This is a genomic window from Enterococcus sp. BWR-S5 (genome assembly GCF_016745255.1).
Lineage (GTDB): Bacteria > Bacillota > Bacilli > Lactobacillales > Enterococcaceae > Enterococcus_L.
This window is the reverse complement of record NZ_JADOEQ010000012.1, coordinates 91,667-110,151: the sequence shown is the minus strand read 5'-3', so window position 1 is coordinate 110,151 and position 18,485 is coordinate 91,667. Positions and strand designations below refer to the sequence as shown.

Annotated in this window: 20 protein-coding genes; 3 read left to right on the top strand and 17 right to left on the bottom strand. The window is 36.0% G+C overall.

What is annotated here, in order from left to right; translation table 11 throughout:
* Window positions 1-148 precede the first annotated feature (148 nt).
* Window positions 149-1,261 (top strand): TFIIB-type zinc ribbon-containing protein, encoded by a 1,113-nt coding sequence (locus tag IW510_RS14135; protein WP_202060695.1) that lies wholly within the window; start codon window positions 149-151, stop codon window positions 1,259-1,261.
* Window positions 1,258-2,079, top strand: a complete 822-nt coding sequence (locus tag IW510_RS14130; protein WP_202060694.1) for a TPM domain-containing protein — start codon at window positions 1,258-1,260, stop codon at window positions 2,077-2,079. The genes IW510_RS14135 and IW510_RS14130 overlap by 4 nt, the downstream gene beginning before the upstream one ends.
* 262 nt (window positions 2,080-2,341) lie before the next feature.
* On the opposite strand, the gene IW510_RS14125 is transcribed toward IW510_RS14130, so the two are convergent.
* The 5 genes from IW510_RS14125 to IW510_RS14105 form a co-directional block, all read right to left on the bottom strand.
* A complete protein-coding gene (locus IW510_RS14125; RefSeq protein WP_202060693.1) occupies window positions 2,342-2,806 on the bottom strand; it encodes a hypothetical protein in 465 nt (154 codons plus the stop codon).
* A 409-nt stretch (window positions 2,807-3,215) separates the two neighbouring features.
* Complete coding sequence (locus tag IW510_RS14120) at window positions 3,216-3,926, bottom strand: SDR family oxidoreductase (protein ID WP_202060691.1); 711 nt, start codon at window positions 3,924-3,926, stop codon at window positions 3,216-3,218.
* Between the two features lie 196 nt (window positions 3,927-4,122).
* A complete protein-coding gene (locus IW510_RS14115; RefSeq protein WP_202060689.1) occupies window positions 4,123-4,659 on the bottom strand; it encodes a hypothetical protein in 537 nt (178 codons plus the stop codon).
* 55 nt (window positions 4,660-4,714) lie between these two features.
* On the bottom strand, window positions 4,715-4,951 hold the full coding sequence (locus tag IW510_RS14110) for a hypothetical protein (protein ID WP_202060687.1): 237 nt from the start codon (window positions 4,949-4,951) through the stop codon (window positions 4,715-4,717).
* A 348-nt stretch (window positions 4,952-5,299) separates the two neighbouring features.
* Window positions 5,300-6,382 (bottom strand): hypothetical protein, encoded by a 1,083-nt coding sequence (locus IW510_RS14105; RefSeq protein ID WP_202060685.1) that lies wholly within the window; start codon window positions 6,380-6,382, stop codon window positions 5,300-5,302.
* Window positions 6,383-6,835: 453 nt separating this feature from the next.
* On the opposite strand from IW510_RS14105, the gene IW510_RS14100 reads away from it, so the two are divergent.
* Window positions 6,836-7,480: a histidine phosphatase family protein gene (locus tag IW510_RS14100; protein WP_202060684.1), complete on the top strand. Its 645-nt coding sequence runs from the start codon at window positions 6,836-6,838 to the stop codon at window positions 7,478-7,480.
* Between the two features lie 176 nt (window positions 7,481-7,656).
* Here IW510_RS14100 and IW510_RS14095 read toward each other — a convergent pair whose 3' ends face one another.
* The 12 genes from IW510_RS14095 to IW510_RS14040 form a co-directional block, all read right to left on the bottom strand.
* Window positions 7,657-7,803: a hypothetical protein gene (locus IW510_RS14095; RefSeq protein WP_202060683.1), complete on the bottom strand. Its 147-nt coding sequence runs from the start codon at window positions 7,801-7,803 to the stop codon at window positions 7,657-7,659.
* A 203-nt stretch (window positions 7,804-8,006) separates the two neighbouring features.
* Window positions 8,007-8,150, bottom strand: a complete 144-nt coding sequence (locus tag IW510_RS14090) for a hypothetical protein (protein ID WP_202060682.1) — start codon at window positions 8,148-8,150, stop codon at window positions 8,007-8,009.
* Window positions 8,151-8,185: 35 nt separating this feature from the next.
* Window positions 8,186-8,590: a GNAT family N-acetyltransferase gene (locus IW510_RS14085; RefSeq protein WP_202060681.1), complete on the bottom strand. Its 405-nt coding sequence runs from the start codon at window positions 8,588-8,590 to the stop codon at window positions 8,186-8,188.
* A gap of 720 nt (window positions 8,591-9,310) precedes the next feature.
* Window positions 9,311-10,423 (bottom strand): peptidoglycan amidohydrolase family protein, encoded by a 1,113-nt coding sequence (locus tag IW510_RS14080; protein WP_202060680.1) that lies wholly within the window; start codon window positions 10,421-10,423, stop codon window positions 9,311-9,313.
* Window positions 10,424-10,953: 530 nt separating this feature from the next.
* Complete coding sequence (locus IW510_RS14075; RefSeq protein WP_202060678.1) at window positions 10,954-11,097, bottom strand: hypothetical protein; 144 nt, start codon at window positions 11,095-11,097, stop codon at window positions 10,954-10,956.
* A gap of 248 nt (window positions 11,098-11,345) precedes the next feature.
* Window positions 11,346-11,612: a hypothetical protein gene (locus IW510_RS14070; protein ID WP_202060676.1), complete on the bottom strand. Its 267-nt coding sequence runs from the start codon at window positions 11,610-11,612 to the stop codon at window positions 11,346-11,348.
* 603 nt (window positions 11,613-12,215) lie between these two features.
* The gene (locus IW510_RS14065; protein ID WP_202060675.1) at window positions 12,216-12,515 is read right to left on the bottom strand and encodes a hypothetical protein; all 300 of its coding nucleotides are present in this window, start codon (window positions 12,513-12,515) and stop codon (window positions 12,216-12,218) included.
* Window positions 12,516-13,022: 507 nt separating this feature from the next.
* Window positions 13,023-13,601 carry a hypothetical protein gene (locus IW510_RS14060; protein ID WP_202060674.1) on the bottom strand — a complete coding sequence of 193 codons (579 nt, stop codon included), beginning with the start codon at window positions 13,599-13,601 and terminating at the stop codon, window positions 13,023-13,025.
* 632 nt (window positions 13,602-14,233) lie between these two features.
* A complete protein-coding gene (locus tag IW510_RS14055; protein WP_202060673.1) occupies window positions 14,234-15,169 on the bottom strand; it encodes an L-lactate dehydrogenase in 936 nt (311 codons plus the stop codon).
* 72 nt (window positions 15,170-15,241) lie between these two features.
* Window positions 15,242-16,771 carry a cardiolipin synthase gene (gene cls / locus IW510_RS14050; protein WP_330932659.1) on the bottom strand — a complete coding sequence of 510 codons (1,530 nt, stop codon included), beginning with the start codon at window positions 16,769-16,771 and terminating at the stop codon, window positions 15,242-15,244.
* 55 nt (window positions 16,772-16,826) lie between these two features.
* Window positions 16,827-17,732: a S16 family serine protease gene (locus IW510_RS14045; protein WP_202060669.1), complete on the bottom strand. Its 906-nt coding sequence runs from the start codon at window positions 17,730-17,732 to the stop codon at window positions 16,827-16,829.
* Between the two features lie 104 nt (window positions 17,733-17,836).
* The gene (locus IW510_RS14040) at window positions 17,837-18,475 is read right to left on the bottom strand and encodes a GTP pyrophosphokinase (RefSeq protein WP_202060667.1); all 639 of its coding nucleotides are present in this window, start codon (window positions 18,473-18,475) and stop codon (window positions 17,837-17,839) included.
* Between the last annotated feature and the right edge of the window lie 10 nt (window positions 18,476-18,485).

The following is an 18,485-nucleotide window of genomic DNA, read 5'->3' as shown; positions in this document are numbered from 1 at the left end:
CGACATCATTGATATCAGCTCAATGAAAGATAGAAACCAAGCGGCTGTTTGCTGTCCCTCTATTGGCTATCAGCGAACAGCACAAGCTTGTTTCTATTTTTTATTCTAACTGTTCTTTTCTTATTAATTAAAGGAGAAAAATAAGAAGATGGATAGTACATTTACTCACAAATGTCCAAACTGCAGCGGTCCGCTGTTTTTTGATGCAAAAGACCAAAAATTCCATTGTGAATACTGTCTGAGTATCTTTTCAGAAGCGGATCTTACCGCATTTGAACAAGCACAAAAAGAAGCACATCTGCAAGAGACGCCTCAAGAATCTTCTACAACAGAAGAAGCTGCTCAATCGCAGGAACGTACTGCGACTCAAACTGATGCAGGTGATATGGAATTGTTCCTCTGCTCCAGCTGTGGGGCAGAAATTGTGACCGATGCAACAACAGCAGCTACTTACTGCTATTTCTGTCACAATCCTGTTGTCTTATCAGGTCGAATCAGCGGAAAATTTTTACCGGATAAGGTTCTTCCTTTTGCCATCGAAAAAGAAGAGGCTGTAAAACAGTTTCTGGCATGGACCAAGAAGAAATGGTTCATTCCAAAGGACTTTTTCAACAAACAGCAAATTGAAAAACTGACTGGCGTCTACTTCCCCTATTGGTGTGTCGATTCAGATGTCACAGGAGAAATGAATGCCGAGGGAGCGACGCTTCGTGTTTGGCGTACTGGTGATACAGAGTACACCGAAACAAAGCAGTTTGCTGTGCGGAGAAAAGGGAAAATCTCTTTTAAAGAGCTTATCAAAAATGCTTTTTCAAAAAATGTTCAACAAAAAATGGTCGAAGGCGTTCAACCGTTTGCTATGGAAAAAGCCGTTTCCTTCAAATCTCAATATCTAGCTGGTTTCCAAGCGGAAAAACGCGACATTGAATTTGAGACCTTGAAAAATGAAGTAGAAAAAGAGATTAAAGACTATTCTCAGTCTATCTTGGAAGATACGGCAGCTACCTACACGCGCCTTTCTAAAGTTCAAACACATATTACAATCGACGGACAGCAACCGGACTATGTATTGCTGCCAATTTGGCTGGTTACGTACAATAATCATTCCGGAGATGACAAGGTCTATTACTATGCAATGAACGGACAAAGCGGCAAGGTCAGCGGAGAACTCCCAATCAGTTACAAACGTCTTGGTATGATGGGCGGAATCATCTTTGCCGTTCTACTGGTTCTCTTTTTGATTGGAGGATATATGATATGAGAAAACGATATTTAGTATTGGCTATCGCAGTATTCAGCTTCCTTCTGTCCTTCCCGCTATCAGTCCATGCTTCTGATAATACAGTAGACGACCAAGCCGGATTATTTACTTCAGATGAGATTCAGCAGTTAAACGACAAGGCGGCATCAATCGAGAAAAAATCAAAAGCTGAAGTTTTTATTGTCACAACAGATGACAGTAACAAAGACCCTTATAAATTTGCTGATTATTATTTGTTAGATACTATCGGCAAGGATAAAAATGGGATTATCTTCTATATTGATATGAACAATCGTGAATTTGTTATTTCAAGATCAGGAAATATGATTGACTATCTCAATGACGCTCGAACGGAAAGTGCCTTGGATGACATTGAATACTTCATGAGTGCCCAAGATTATTTTGGTGCAGCAGACAGTTATCTCGTTAGTGTTAATACATTCTTTGACAAGGGTGTACCAAAAGGACACTATCGAGTAGACTCAGAAACCGGGGAAATTACCTACTACAAGTCACTGACTCCTGTTGAAATTATTCTTGCAATTGTCGGTGCCGGCGTAATCGCAGGCGGGTTTGTCCTACTATCTATTTCAAAATACAAATTGAAATTCGGTGGTGGATACAATTACCCTGTGAAGGAAAAATCTTCTCTACAGCTAACAGAGAAAGAAGACCGGTTTATCAATTCCTTTGTAACGACTCGACATATCCCCAGAAATAATTCTGGTGGTGGAGGCGGTTCCGGCTCTGGTGGCGGCGGAAGTACAACACATACAACCGGCGGAGGCACCTTCAGCAGCAGCGGCCGCAGCTTTTAAGCAAGAAAAGAAAAGCGAAGCGAGCTCGATTAGCCCCCGAACAATAAACCAGAATTGACACATGGTGCTTTTTACCATGAGACATGTACTGGTTTATTGTTCGGGGGCTTGCTCGTGTAGTTAAACAATAAGAAAAGCGGAACGAGCTAGGTCAACCCATGAACAATAAGAGCAGAGTTGACACATGATGCTTTTTGAAAGTCAAAAACTGTAAATAAGAATTATAACAAACATACCTCTATCTTTTCATATGTTTCACTTATTACTCTAATATTTCGTATTTGATATCTGTCAATTCTTTTAGATTAATCTTAATTATCCCGTTTTCATGCTCGTTTTTTCCGATTAGCCAATCATCTACTATATTTAGATTTTTTATGGGGTTTGTTACTGTTAAAAATATTGCCCACAATAGGCTATTATTAGAATCCGTCTTGGCAATAAATCCCTCATTTCCCATTGTTCCATCCCCACTAATGTAATATCCACCTTCATTATAAAGTGTACTCCATTCGTCAACTTCGACCCAAATATCTTTCTCATATTTAAGCAAACTCCAAATTGTAGTATCACATAAAGGCGTTATTGATATCTTTAACTCTCTAGTATCAGGATTTTTAGACCTACAGATATTGAGTACTGTGATTTCCCCATCTGGATAAACTATACAGTCCATCCCTGGCAGTCTTTTTTGTTTATCAGTCCAATTAGCTAGTATTGTATTCACTTCTCTTACTCCTATTCATTCGGGATATAATGTACTCAGCTATCGATTATTTTGGGTTCTGAATTATGCTATCGGCCTAGCCCGCCAACTCCGGTCACTAATCCTTTTCGAGAATTACTATCTCGTACTCAACGTAATATATAGCCCATTTAATCACCACTACTACCTATAATAATAGGGTTAAAAATCAACATAACCATACCTATAATCATTTTACCAACTGGCACTTTTTTCTTATTATCTTTCACTCTTTACCTCTTTCAATCCTTTTTGTTAAGGCGAATAATTTTCGGTTTCAAGATTTTTGACTGTTCATTTTCAGAAAAATTATCTTGGTAGCTCCACAGCTGTTGCCAGTCCAACTGCTCAGCTCCGGTTAATAATCCCTTTTGACAATAAAAGGATCAGCTTACCTTAAATATCCTCCATTATTCAAATCAAAGGTAGCACCTGTATAATGATTACTTTCATCTGATAATAAGAAATTTACTGTGTCGGCAACATCTTTAGCAGTTACCGGAGTTTTAATTAGATTTTGAGAATTGTACTCTGTTTGTCGCCACTTAGGAATTTTTTCCATCATAAATGTGTCTACCATTGTTGGAGCAACTGTATTTACTAAAACTGTTGAAGTAAAACTCATAGCCAAACTTTTAGTCAATCCTATAATCGCTGCTTTAGATAGCCCATATAGAGCATCTGAGCTCCCTTCTTGTCCTGAAACTGAGGAAATGTTAATAATTTTGCCTTTTTTTCCATTAAACTTCAAATTTTCAATAAAGAATTTTGAACATATAGTAGGTCCTTTAACATTTATATCTAAAATAGTGTTTATCTTTTCTTCATTATATTCAATCAAATTTAAAGCATTATAAATCCCTGCATTATTTATTAATCCATACACTGATCTATCGTTCTTAAAATATGAAAATAACTCTTTTACCTCATTATAATTACTGATATCAAGAACTTTGGTTTCAATGTTAGGTAATTGTTCGAGCGGTTCCAAAGAATCTGAATTTATATCTATTGCGACTACAGAAAACCCCTCTTTTATGCTTCTTTCACAGATAGCTTTTCCTATACCTCCACCTGCTCCAGTGATTAATATCTTTTTCATCTACTATTCCTCGTCCTTTCAGTGAATAAATTATACTTAATAATTTTAATCAACATTGATTGTTTTTAAAAACTGCCAGCTAGTATATAGTCCATGCAATCACCCCTATTACTCCTATGAGAATAGGGCTAAAAATCAGCATAACCATACCTATAATCATTTTACCAACTGGCAAATCCTTTTTTCTTATTATCTCTCATTTTTTAACTTTTTCTAATACTAATCGTTTGACTTTATACAACGTCTTATCGTCATCGTAAATATAATCTGAATAACAATTGAATCTCTCTTTAAGTCCTTTTTTAACAAATACAGAATTTTCAAATGCTATATCTTCATGTATAATATGACCAGAATTGTTTGGTATTACTTCATTGATCATTGTTGCTGGTTCAGTTGCATAGACCATTGCCAAACCAGTATGGACGGAGATACTTCCAATTTTTTCTTCATAATTTAAAGGAGACAAACAATATCTAGATAAATCTTTTTCGAATCCTTTAATCAAAAATATCTTATCGCTAAACTCATAAATATATGTAGTTCCTCCACCTTCTGGATCCCAACAAATAGCCTGCATTTTATCTATAGTAATCAGCTTGTCATTAATATCCATTTCGCTAATCAAGTCATCGTAATCATTTGTATCAATTCCGTGCCAATTCGAGAATGTACCAATGTCCCCGACTAAAATTGGTCCACCTTCTGTGGCTACATAGCTCAAATACTTCATATATTTCCCCTTTATTCTTTTTATTAATTCTTGCTCAAGTTGTCAGAGGTATCATTTATTCTTCCTCCTCAAACTCCAAGAAATCTTCGTATAGTCCTTGAATGATTTGTTCTGTATGTTCACCATTCTCATCTGTTTTCAATAGCACCCATTTTACTTTATCTTCATTTGCATTTTCGTTTCCTTCATCAAAAAGTTCGATAAAACTCGACACTGTTCCTTTTGAGAAAGACATAAGAAAATCTGTCAGTTTCTCTTTTCCAATCGTTTTAGGAAATGGAACTACTTTCAACTGATCCCAATTATTAACTTTCTTTTTAGAGCATTCATTGCATTCTCGACACGTTTTTTACTTGCGAAAGGTTTATCTTCAGTTCGTCTATTCCAATCTATGAAAACTCCGTACACTTCACCTTGAACTTGGTAAGTTTATCCAGTATAGTAGCTCAAATTCACACCGCCACCAATGCCATAGATTTTGTCTGTTCGTTCTATCATCCACATTCGTATCCCCTTACTAATTGCTAATCAATGAAGCTTCAAGTTCACATTTATTTCTGAAGCTTTCTATTATTGTTTGTTTAGTCTGTTTTCTTGGTTCATGAAGAAAGACACTCGTTCGCTTTATAAAAAAATACACTTATTGGTACCACGCAAGATACCCACCAACATGCCCATTAGAAGATGGGTTGCCGTATTGATTTTGGAAAACATTCGACGTTTGTTTGACCTGCTCTTTCGTACCATATTTCACGTGGATTGGGTACATTCTTTTATCATCAGTTTTGTCAGGAGTACGAATCGTTTTATTAAAGGTATTGCGATAAAAATTTAACTCTGTATACGGCTTATTTTCATCCCCTGTATGCGAGCCGATTGCAGTAGCAGAATAATTTCGGACAACCGTTTCCTTGGTTCCGTCAATATACCCCTGGGCTGAACGACCATCATAAGTGGTAAACAACGAATCCTTTAATATCACTTTTGTTGTCGAGTCTTGAGTAGGCTGTATATTTTTGAAAAAAGATTTATCCTTCAAAGAGCCACCGAAAGCACTATCAATTGATAGATCCAACTGAATCGCTTCTGCATAAAGATTATGCGGATTTTGCTCATATAAGTTTCTTAACTGTGTAGTACTGTATTCACTATGCCCGTAGCCATAAGCTTTAATAGTGTCAAAATTGATGTTAGTACAACCCGCAAGATCAAACAGATGGTGCCCTTGCAGATGAGCATTTTTAAACACTAAATTTTTAAAATACCAATGTTGACCGTTTAGCATTTGACCAATAAATCCGCCTTTATTGTTGGTATTGCTACTACCCAAAAAAGTACCATTTCTAATTGACTTCATATTTTCTTCTGTTCCACCACCATTAATTTTCAAATAAAAATTACTTTGGTTACTGATCGCAAAAACAGCTTCATTCAAATCGACGTCTGCACCATTTGAAATACTTTCAAACCACCACTCTGTTGTTTTATCTTTCACAAAATACCATTTATTTGGAAATGTCAATGTTGATGTATTTCTAAAGGTCACTATATCGCCACTCAAATCAGTCCCTGTTGCATTTAAATACGTGTCCAAATCTTCCTGATTTACAATTGTTGCTCTAATGTTTTGACCGTTTGTTCCGCTATTGGTTATAGCTGCTTCACCCGTTTCTCCATAAATAAACACTAGCAATAACAAAACAACCCCAAACCATTTTTTCATGATATACACTCTCCTTCTATATGATAATTAGAACATTCCAAAATAAATTATACTAACTTATTTGATTCTTTCATTTTTCAGTCTTCTTTCTGATCGTTTGTGATACATTCAGTAAATACATGTCTATTTACCGTGTCTAAATTATCAGCAACAAATCTTTTTAAGAATGATTTTGTTACTTTATCTTCATTTTACCCACTATCTCTTATTAACTCATTAATATAGCCTATTTCATTTTCTCTATCATATTTATATGACTTTAAAGCATCTTTAAAATTATAGTTTTCGCTTCTATAGGTGTATATTTTTCTTCTAATATCTATATCCCGCCGTTATGCTTTTACTTTAGCGTTGTTTTGGGCAGGTGGTTTTGGTACAATGTCAGTAATTTATTGGTTCGACTATTGCCGATAAGGTGAAACGATTACATAGGATTATTTCGGAGGATAAAACATGAATTCAACAGTTACTTTCTATATTACTCGACATGGGGAAACATTACTTAACCAATTACATAAAGCACAAGGTTGGGCAGATTCCCCATTAACTGAAAGAGGAATCCAAGCAGCCTCACAACTAGGACAGCAACTGAAAAATGTCCAATTTTCGGCTGCATTTTCCAGTGATACATCCAGAGCTTTACAGACTGGAAAAACCATATTAACAGCACAGGGGCAAAATGAACTGCAAGTTATTACTGATGAAAGGCTCCGTGAGTGGTGTTTGGGCTGCTGGGAAGCAGAAAATAATAATAAGTTTATTTCCAGTATGATGAATGAATTACAGATACAAAATGATTTTGCAGAACTTAATTTCCGTCTGTCGGAAGTTCATGAGATTATTTATAAATCCGACATAACAGGTATGGTTGAACCGTTTCATATGATTACGGATAGATTGGAAAGTTTTCTCAAAGATACAGGTGATAATTTTATTCACTTGAATAATCCAAACGTCCTGATTGTTACTCATGCTTTTACTATTAAAACATTGCTGTATTTGTTTTCAAAAGAAATGCTGCGAAAAAAACCTAGAATCAAAAACGTCGATATTATTACTATTAAATGGGATGGTAAAAATTTTTCTCTCCTTACATGATAAGCATAATACGCCTTTGCGGCTCAGGGCGATAATGCGAATTAAGTAAGGAACTGAAAATATGGCACAAGATGGTTACAACAGCCAATATGGAAATGTGAAATATATCGAAAAGGATAATATCGCACTACTTACATAGAAACAGAAATGCAGTTATGATCGTTTTTGTTTCCAGATCAGTAACCGTTCCAGCTGCCTGGTCCAGTTACTGATCCTTTTTGAGATAATCTTTCATTTTCTGAAAAGAGACTATCAAATGCCGTCCAGTAGCTTTTTATTACCATCTCAGCCTCATCAGCAGAAGGAACATTTGCAAGACTCACATATTTTCTCCCTTTATGCTCAAACAGCACATGGTCTACATAATGCTCTATTTCCTTGTCTGATTGAAGTTCTCTGAACACAATCACATTATTTTATTGATTACTTTAATTTAATAATTTTGTGCTTCTTCATTATAACCTGGATACTTCATTTCTGTAATCTCATTATCCATTGCTTTCCTCCTACTGATCCTTTTTGAGAACTACCATATGGTACTAAACATAGCATATATAGCCCATGCAATCACTACTACTAATCCAATAATAATTGGGCTAAAAATTAACATAACCATACCTATAATCATTTTACCAACTGGCAAATTTTCTTTCTTCTTATTATCTTTCACTCTTTACCTCTTTCAATCCTTTTTTGAGAATATGATTATTTATGAAAAATACATTTAAAACGTTCAACATTTGGATATTTTTCACCTAGACTATTAATTTCAAAACCACATTTTTCATAAAAAACTACTGCTTCACTATCTGTCTCAGCAATTATTTTAGTTGGCTTGTATATTTTCTCAACAAAGCTTATCATTTCACTAGCAACTCCCTGTCCTTGATAAGCTCGCAAAACAGCTATATGAGTAATTGTAAGAAATTTTTCATCGGATATATCTATACCTATGCATCCCTTTATAACATTATCGCAGCACTTCACATATAATTCTCTGTTGGGAAACCTCAAATATTCATCCATTGCTGCTTCAGCCTTGTTCTCTGCTGTCGCAAGTGAAAGTATTTTTATAATTTCTGTATCTTTACAATTAATCTTCTTGATCATTTGTTCACATCCTTTTTTAGAAATCGAACTATTTTCAGCTTCAGGAATTTTTAACATTCGCTTTTATAAAAATTATCTTGGAAAATCTACAGCTGCTACCGCGAGAATTTTCTCTAAGATTCCGAACGATCCTTTTTGAAAATGCAGCATAGACATTTATGCTGCATTCATTGTACTATATTATAGATATAGCGATTACCTATTTGATCCGTAATTTACAGCTATTGTATACCAATAATTACCATTACAGTAGACATGAATGAAAATCTTTTGCAATGTATCACATGGTTCTGGTCTTGCAGTTATCATTAGAATACTCCTTTCTCAAAACATAAAGTGTCAAGCTACGGCCATTTTTAGCCCTTCATACTTAATATAGTACACATCACAAGAAAATTTCTTTTTTTGAGAAATAAGTTTCAACTTGCCCCTGTTTCATATGGATCAGGTACAAAACTATTCATTTTTGGATACAAATTACGCTGCTGGTCCAGTTGACAAACTCTGGTTACTGATTCTTTTTGATAAGATAGTGAATGGCCTTTTCTTTTTCAAATCAGAATATTTTCTTCTATATCCAAATTTTAGTTTGTATTCATTTATTGCTTTTATTAGTTCATCCTTTCTAATCCTTTTAGAAATACACTCATTAAAAAGCCCAACAATATGCTGGGCTTCTTAATATTTTCTTTGCCGTATATTTTGACTATCGTATATCTTTTACAGAGTGATCAATTTATCAAATGTGATATTTGCTGAAGCATTCGGCCCTCCAATACGTTTAGATAGAACGCGAACTTTCTTACCTTTAAGATTTGTGGGTATAATCATTGCCTTCATAAAGCCAGATTTATTTGCACCATACGCTTGATTTCCCAAAGAACTTTGCACATCATCTCGAATAACGAAGTCCGCCGTTACATCTTGTCGAAATACTTCTGAACTCCCTTCCATCAAAATCAACAGATGACCAGTTTTCGAAGTGATATCATTACACGCATGCCAGCCACCTAGTGTCAATTTATTTCCGGAAATTATCGCTTTATCCAATGATCCGGTGTTAAAAGCTGCAATCAAACTATGTTTTTTATCAAATAATTTTTCATATCCTTCACTGCTTGCACCAGCGCGAACTAAGATTCTGAATGTCTTACCCAGTAAAGCTCCAGGAGTTGGTGCCGTGAAAGCAAAGCCTACTTTGTCATAGGAAAGCTTAAGCGAATTCTTTACATCTGTTCTTTGTTTCCACTCCACATTTGTCTGACGAGCAAGTTCACGACCTGTTGTAGCATCCATATAATAAATATTCAATGCTTTCTTCGAGAGATCACCATCACTAGAGACCATCCAACCAGATAAACTATAGGAACTACAATTAAGATTTAAGCTATCAATTGTAGCAGTTAGTGTCTTTCCACCCTTTAATCGATAGTAATAGACCGGTAATCCTTGTCCATCACCCATATATCCTGTAGCAGGTGTTTCTCCAATCCCATTTGGGTAGTAACAATGAATAATTCGACTGTTTGAGACAAAAACGCCAGTATGTCCACCAGCACCACTACTACCACCTTTCTTTCCAGCTACAAAAATGTCCCCACGTTGAACCTGACTTCTTGAAATCGGTGTTAATAGAGAACCTTCCAAGTGATACAGGCTCTCCGTATTTCCGATTGCTGTTCCTTTAGGGAGAAATCCTGCCTCTATCAGTGAATAAAATACGGCAGAGCTACAATCGTAACTATTTGGTCCAAGTCTTTCCGGATAATTCGTGTTATAGCTTTTTCCTATTCTTGTTTGAAACCAGTTTATCATTACTTCAATATTTGCCATTTTTTTACCTCCTTCTTTTGAACTAGTAGCGCTACTACTTCGTATCTCTATAGTATCAATTAAAAGGAAGCGATACCTCCCAAATAAGTGTCAAACCTCTCCCAGTTTTCTTTTATAAAATAGTTTACTTTAGAATTAAGCATTCCAGTTTCTATCTAGTTTGAGATATTAACTTTAAAATGGTATATCCGATTCAAGCTGTAATTTACACCATTAAGAAAAAAATGAATTTTACTTATTATAAATATACAAAAAAACATACTGAGATTATCTTAAATAATACCTAACGAAAATATATAACTCAGCATACAAAATACACAGTTTTACATAAAACTATGTATTTAAAAACAGCTACAAGTCTTCTGACGACCTGGCAGCTGTATCCTTCACTTTTGTTAACTTCTTTTAGAATCTGAACTATTTACAGCTTCAGAAATTTTTAACGTTCGCTTTTTGAAAAAATATCCTAGTTAATCCACAGCTGCTGCCGGAAAATTTTCTCTAAGATTCCGAACAATCCTTTTTTAGAACTACCATCTTGTACTAAACATAGCATATATAGCCCATGCAATCACTACCACTAACCCAATAATAATCGGGCTAAAAATTAAAATGACCATACCTATAATCATTTTACCAACTGGCAAATCTTCTTTCTTCTTATTATCTTTCACTCTTTACCTCTTTCAATCCTTTTTGATCATGACATATGTGATCGGTCTGCCCTAATAATACTTTTTAGGAAAAACCTCTTGAAATCCTACATTATAGCTAATTTCTAACCAGCTAAAGGCTGAGTTAAATAATCCAGCGACCCCTGGAAACATTGCAACAGGCAAGTCAAGCTGCTGGCTACCATTTAGATAATTAAACACTACAATTGAAATGGAAAGCAAACCTATAATTACGGAACCAATTCGCCTTACATTCCCATCATATCGATAGATTTTCTTACACTTCTCTGCTTCAATTCTAACCAATTTGGATATTTGTAACTCATCAGCTTGACTTGGTTCAATAATAATTTGGTTGTTTTTTTAAAATTTGTTTCAATCCATTCGTTCAACTGCTTATCCTCTTCGTAAAAAAGCATGGAATGTTGCTTTTCAGCTCTTCTATAAAAAATTGTTAGAATACAACGTATAGCTACATAACCTGTAAAAAAGATATACAATCCCAATGTCAGCATTCATTTCCCCTCCTAACCACTTTGTTTGCTGGATTACCTGTTGGTTTTGTCTATTCATCCTTTTTGAGAATTCTGACTATAACACTTACCGTTATTATTTTAGATACCCACATCAATTTCCAATATGCTATAATATTAGGATAAAACAGAGTTTATAAAGGAAATTTATAATGGTAAATAAGAAAAATCATGAACACAATTTGGATTTGTTAGCATCTCGAATAATTCTATTTTTTTCAATTATAATACTGACCTTAAATGCAGTATATTTTTTTATGTTCAATCAAAATTTGATTAATCAACAGTTTTTTCTTGGAATCAGTTTGTTAGTTTATGGTCTCTATCTAAGCGAAACAGCCCAAAAGAAACTATAGATTTATTCAACTTACTAACATAGGAGCTTCAAAAAGTAGATTTAAAACTCTAACTTTTGGAGCTCTTTTGAATACCAATCCTGTTTCTTTCGCCATTCCTTTTATCTCCAGTTGCTACTCCACTTGGTAACTATTCATCCTTTTTGAGAAGCTGCTGTTTAAGTTGGACAACTTCATCATCTATGTTTAATTCCGTTAAAACATGATATCTATACTCCAATTCAGATACCTAGCTTTCTTCAATGCCAATTTTACGTGCTACTCCTATTTGTCCTTTTAATAAAATCAATTCCTGTTGTCGTTTACTGATAGTATCTAAGATCCCTTCTTGTAAAGCTTTATCCTCAGCAACATGCAAAAGAATTGCACTCAATAAATAATGGCCAATGTAGCTAGTAAAATATATTCCTAAAGGCTTCCTTCCAATGCTGGCTCCACTTTCAAAGAAATCCATCGTACTATTTATCATATTAAGAATACCCATTTTTTTCTTAGAAGTTTTTATGTTTTGATAAACAACGCCTTTCATTCTATTTTCTTGAGTTTTGATAGCTTTTCCTTATAACAAATAAAGTGGCAATGTTCTGATTCTCCTATCCATTGAGAAACTTTATCAAAAGTGTTACAATCATGTCATAAATTAGGATTGGAGCATGAAGATATGAAAATACTTAAATTTTTAGTCGTAATGATTCTAGTTACTCTCATCCCTGCGTATGCTACCTTTGGTCCAATTAATCAGGAAAAAAAGCTAAAAAGTAAAACTCTTTAGCAATATGTGAATATCCGCTTCATAACCGTTATACATTAAGTACCTTACAGCATACTTTTGTCTAAAAACTTGAACTGGAAGACTAATTTCTTCCAGTTTTTTGTGATTTATTTCTAAACTTAACAGGATAAATTATTTTTACACTTTCCGTATCAAAAACACTCATTTTTGAGAATCATTTATACAAAAAAAGCACACAGTCGGAATTGCTGTATGCTTTCTCTTTTTATAATTTATATGAGTACCATTATCTCTAAAAAAATTTTAAATATCCGCAGAATAAAAATACGTAATTGTTCTGCTAAGGTCCTCCATACTCAACTCAAAAGGATCCTCAGACAACAAATCAGTATACGGGGTTCCAGAAGTTTCAGTGAACACGCTAAAATCAATATAGTACTTAGCTGGAGAAAAAGTATCGTGGTTATTGAAAAAGAATGTCTCTTCCTTGTATACAGCATTAATATTAGTTACAAAGTGTTTCAATGTTAATTTGACTGGCCCCGGACCAGCGTCTGCATCATAAAAATAATTAATTACACGCCCACTGTCTGAAGCTTTAAGTTCAAATGTTGTATCATCTTCTAAATCTGTATATGGCTCTCCTTCGACTTCAGTAAAAGATCTGAAATCTATATAATGAACGCTTGGATCAAATGATTGGTGTGGCTCAAAATATATTTTTTCTTCTTTGTAGAGTTCTCCTGTATTTTCTAGATAATGCTTTAAAACAACATGGTTTTTATACCTTTCATTACTTTCAGCAAATACTTTCACATCCTTAAATAACGCTATCCCCACCAATAACATAGCTACTGCACATACCTTAAACATCTTTTTCATATTATTTCCCTCCTATTAATAAATATCAATTTATTATAACAATATTTCCGTTTTTATGTACTATTTTTTTAATCAAAAATGATACTTGAAAATGAAATGTATGAATAAAAACCTCTCAAACATAGACTCATTCTCAAAAACGGTCAATTGCCATCGGATTAATATCTGTTCCAAAATACTTAAGACATTGACTACATAAATCATCAGTAAGTCAATAACAACCACTTGCACAAGCATTCATCTGCGTGCAGCCACAAATCCGGCACGCTTTTTCGTTAGGCTCAAAAATATCTCCTTGTTCTTCTAAATCTTTCAATACTGCTCGAATCGTTCGATAGGATTATCCACCATTGTTCCTCTTCTCAAAATCAATCATTTTTAAGATATTCAATATACTCCTCTAAAACTACACCTTTGCTACGACATACATCTGCAAGTTGCGACACTATATATTCATTATGAATCATGAAATTATCGGGTAAATAGACTTCACTTATATACTCATATGATCAATTCTTTACTGCTTCCATCTTTAATTATTTCTAAAAACATTTGCAATTGTTGCTGCTCGCTCTCTTATCTTTACTTGATCTATTAATATTCTCCTAATGAGTATTTTTCATCCCGTCGGTTCAACCGACCAGCACCGTTTTCTGCATTTGCTTAAGGGTCTGAATAGAGTGCTGCATCTTTATCATCTCGTCTTCATCAAGAGGTATCTCAATAATTTCTCGAACACCCTCTCTATTCAAGACCGCATTAGATCCAATACAAACATCACTGTTCTCGTATTGTCCTTCCAAATGAACAGAAACTGGCAACACCGCATTTTCATCCTGCAAAATCGCTTGAGTGATTCGTGCTAAAGCAATGGCAATGCCATAGTGGGTAGAGCCTTTGTAGTTGATGATTTCATACGCTGCATTTTTTACATTTTCCGACAAGGTAAGAAGATCCTCCTGTGAAAATTCCGGATGCTGAGCCAGCCATTCTGTGATCTTCAATCCTCCGATATTTCCGTGGGACCACACAGGAAACTGCGTATCGCCATGCTCGCCCAGAATATAAATATTTACATCTCTTGGGTCTATCTGGAACTTCTCGCCTACTGCACTTCTAAGCCTTGCGCTATCTAATGATGTGCCTGAACCAATCACTTTCCTTGAAGGAAACCCCGTCAGCTCTTTTACATAATGGGTAAGGACATCCACCGGATTACTGGCAATCAAGAATATACCGTCAAAGCCATTGTCCATGACTGATGTAACGATAGACTTGATGATACGGGCATTCCGCTTAACCAAATCGAGCCTTGTCTCATTTTCTTTTTGAGCTGCACCAGCTGTAATCACTACTAAATCAGCTTGAAAGCAATCAGAATACTCCGCAGAGTAGATATTTTTCGGACCAACATAGGCTAAACCATGGGTCAGATCCTGAACATCCCCGGCAACTTTATCCGAATCCAGATCAATAATCCCTACATCGCTGCCTAACCCCTGTGCCATTAAAGCAAAGCTGTAGCTTGATCCGACATCGCCATTGCCAATTACTATAATTTTGTTCATAATAAGTCTCCCTTCCGTTTAATACATCGTCTACGTTTGACGGTCATAACATCCATTAATTCATTAATCACTTTACAGAATTGGGACAAACAGAGCACTGATTTTTTCCTTGAACTTCTCTAAAAGGGTCCGCTTGTTCTGTATTACTTCATCAATCCTATGGGCATTTTCTAAATCAGCAGCGAACTGTTGTGTTAAAGCCTCGACAGCTGGAGAAGGGCCATAGATAAATAGTGACAGCTCATGATTCAGGTAAAAGCTGCGGATATCAAAATTGGTCGACCCAACTGTTGCTATGTGCTCATCAACGATTATACATTTACAGTGAATAAAAGAGGATCGATCATAGGCATAGACTTCGATTCCGGCAGAAAGCAACTCATCAATAAAGGAATTCGTCCCATAATAGGAAATACCTCTATCTCCTTTTCCGGGAATGATCAACTGCACCTTGATCCCGCAACGAGATGCTCGTCTTAATGCACCTAAGGTTTCCTCATCTGGGATAAAGTACGGCATAGCAATCTTGATTGACTGGGTTGCTTTACCAATTAGATCAACAAAGGAATCCTTGATGGTTCGTTCCTCATCGTAGGGACCTCCATACAAAACCTGAACAACCTCTGAATCCAGCGATTCCTTGATGGTCGTCAATGGGAAGTAGCGTTCCTTATCCCCGATGAACTGGGTCAGCGTATCATGATTTTTGTCAAGGAACAGCCAGTCATAGATAAAGCATTCCTGCACCTCGATCACTGTCGGTCCCATAAGCCGTATATTAGTATCCCGCCAATACTTGAATTTTTTTCCTCGCCCTCTGTATTCGTTTCCTATATTCATTCCGCCAACATGAGCAACTTGACCATCGATGATCACCATCTTCCTGTGATTGCGCCAATTTGCTTTATTACTTAACAATGGCGAATTCAAGAGATCGTATGTCCTTACTTCCACCCCTTTGTCCCGCATGTCATTCAGCAGTTGATTAGGAAAAGCAATAGAACCCAGACTATCATACATAAAACGTACCTTGACTCCTTGACTCGCCTTTTTCATTAAGGCGTGTGTCAATTCGGTCCCCGTTTCATCTCCCTTGATGATAAAGAAGAAAACATGTACATGATCCTTGGCGTTCTCTATGTCCTCAAGCAATAGCTCAAAAGCTTCTTTCCCTTTATTCAAAACCTTCACATGATTGGCAGTGGTTGGATGCTTCGATGAGAGATGATAGATTTCCCGTGAAAGATCGTGTTTCTTATGAATCGCCTCAGGATGCTCCAACAGCAAGTTGGAAACAAAACCCTGCAGTTTTTTTTCACTTTCCACTTGGTGCTTCGGCAACTTACGTTGATGAGGCTCTTTTCCTATCAGAAAATACAATAGGATTCCGAACAGAGGTAAAAAGAGCAGCGCCAGCATCCATGCAAATTTTGAAGAAGCTTCTCTTTGATCGAAAAATACTAAGTATCCGCAAAGAACAATCGCCAAAAGCTCAAGTGCACCAAAAATATAGCTGAATCTACTGACGGATACTGCTAGTAAAATCACACTAAAAATCAGTAGAATAAGCAGTACTTTATAACGCTGCAATTTGTTTTTCACACGAACTCCTCCAATCATAAGCGGCCTTGTCTTTCACTTCTTGATAAATCACTTTCTATATTGTCGTTTCTAAGTAACGAATGATGTCCTGTATATTATTTACGGGAATGATCTCCATATCTGACTGTAAAAAGTCTCTAGTCCTAACAGCTTCAGCATAGTTTGACGTAGTTGTTAGATCCAACTCTGTCAGATTAGGTACGAAAAATAGTTCTGCACCGGCAGAATGTGCAGCGGCAACCTTTTGTGAAATACCACCAACCTGTCCTACTCCACCAGCGGACTCGATTGTTCCTGTTCCTGCGATTGTTCGTCCATTCAGCAAATCCTGCCCGGTTATTTGCTGATAGATACTCAACGTCAGCATAGCTCCGCCAGATGGGCCTCCAAATCCTTTCGAGTCAATCGTTACTGTCGGTGTTTTTTCTTCAATTGCCAGCACACCATTTAATAAATAGCCATCAAACGAGATTTTATCTATAGATAAGTCCTGAGTTTCTCCATTTCTGATAACGGTTAGGCTTGTTGTATTTGCTTTAAGTGTATCTGTCAATGTCGACAGCATCTCTTGTGTTACCGGCTCTTCATTCACTGCTGTCAAAATATCGTTGACTCGAAGTTCATCCAAATTCGACACGTCACGATTAACAGCCATGATCCGCACTCCTTTGATCGTTAACTCATTTTCTATTTTAGCGGCTCGATAAGCTTCTACGATTGCTGCTTGCCGGGAGTTGGCCATGAAGGCCTGTTGGATATCTCGATTATCTTTCCCCATAATTCCTTGATTCGTGTAATCTGTCTTCACGTCGGAATAGTAGGAAGCCAATGCGGCTAGATAGCTCGCTAAGGTCGCCGGTCTTCTACTGACAGTCGTGACATAGATTTTACCATTGATTTCTTCTGATTCATGTTTCACGGATACCATTTGAACTGCATCACCTAATGGTCCCGGCTTCAAGATATACCTGCTAGGTATCTTGAAAAAAAACACAAAATATATTGCTGTCAGACCTATGATCAGCATCACTAAAATTTTTTTATGTACTCGCATGTCTCCACCCCTCAACCAGATAAAGATGAATGATTGAACTGCATGATTTTCTCTCTCAAAAGCAGCATCTCCTTATCAAGCAAATGGGCTTTCTCAGAGCATTGCTTCAATTCATTTATCAGTTTACGATCCTTATATTCATTTTTATATTTCAACTCATGTTCAAGATTTGCCCAAAAATCCATTGCTGCTGTACGTATTTGGACTTCTACATTGACATTTTCTTTCATATTGGATAAAAATACTGGGATTTGTACGACTAAATGAAGACTTCTATACCCGTTTTCTTTCGGCGCTTCGATATAATTTTTTTCTTTGAGGAGTACCACATCATCCTGCCCTAAAAACATCTCTCTCACTCGATAAACATCATCGATATAGGAACAAATGATCCTAACTCCGGCACCATCGAAAATCTCTTTTAAAATAGTGTCAGCAACTACAGGAATATTTTTTTTGCGGCATTTTTCATATATTGAATGACTGCTTTTCACTCTGGAGCTGATTCGTTGTATCGCTGTCCGTTCATTTCTTAAGGATAGCTCTGAGAGCAGCACACTAAACTTTGTCTCACATTCCTTCATGACACATTCAAAGAAGAATTGAGCATTCTGAATTTCCATTTGATATTGGGGTAGTAGATGCTTCATTCGTTTCATC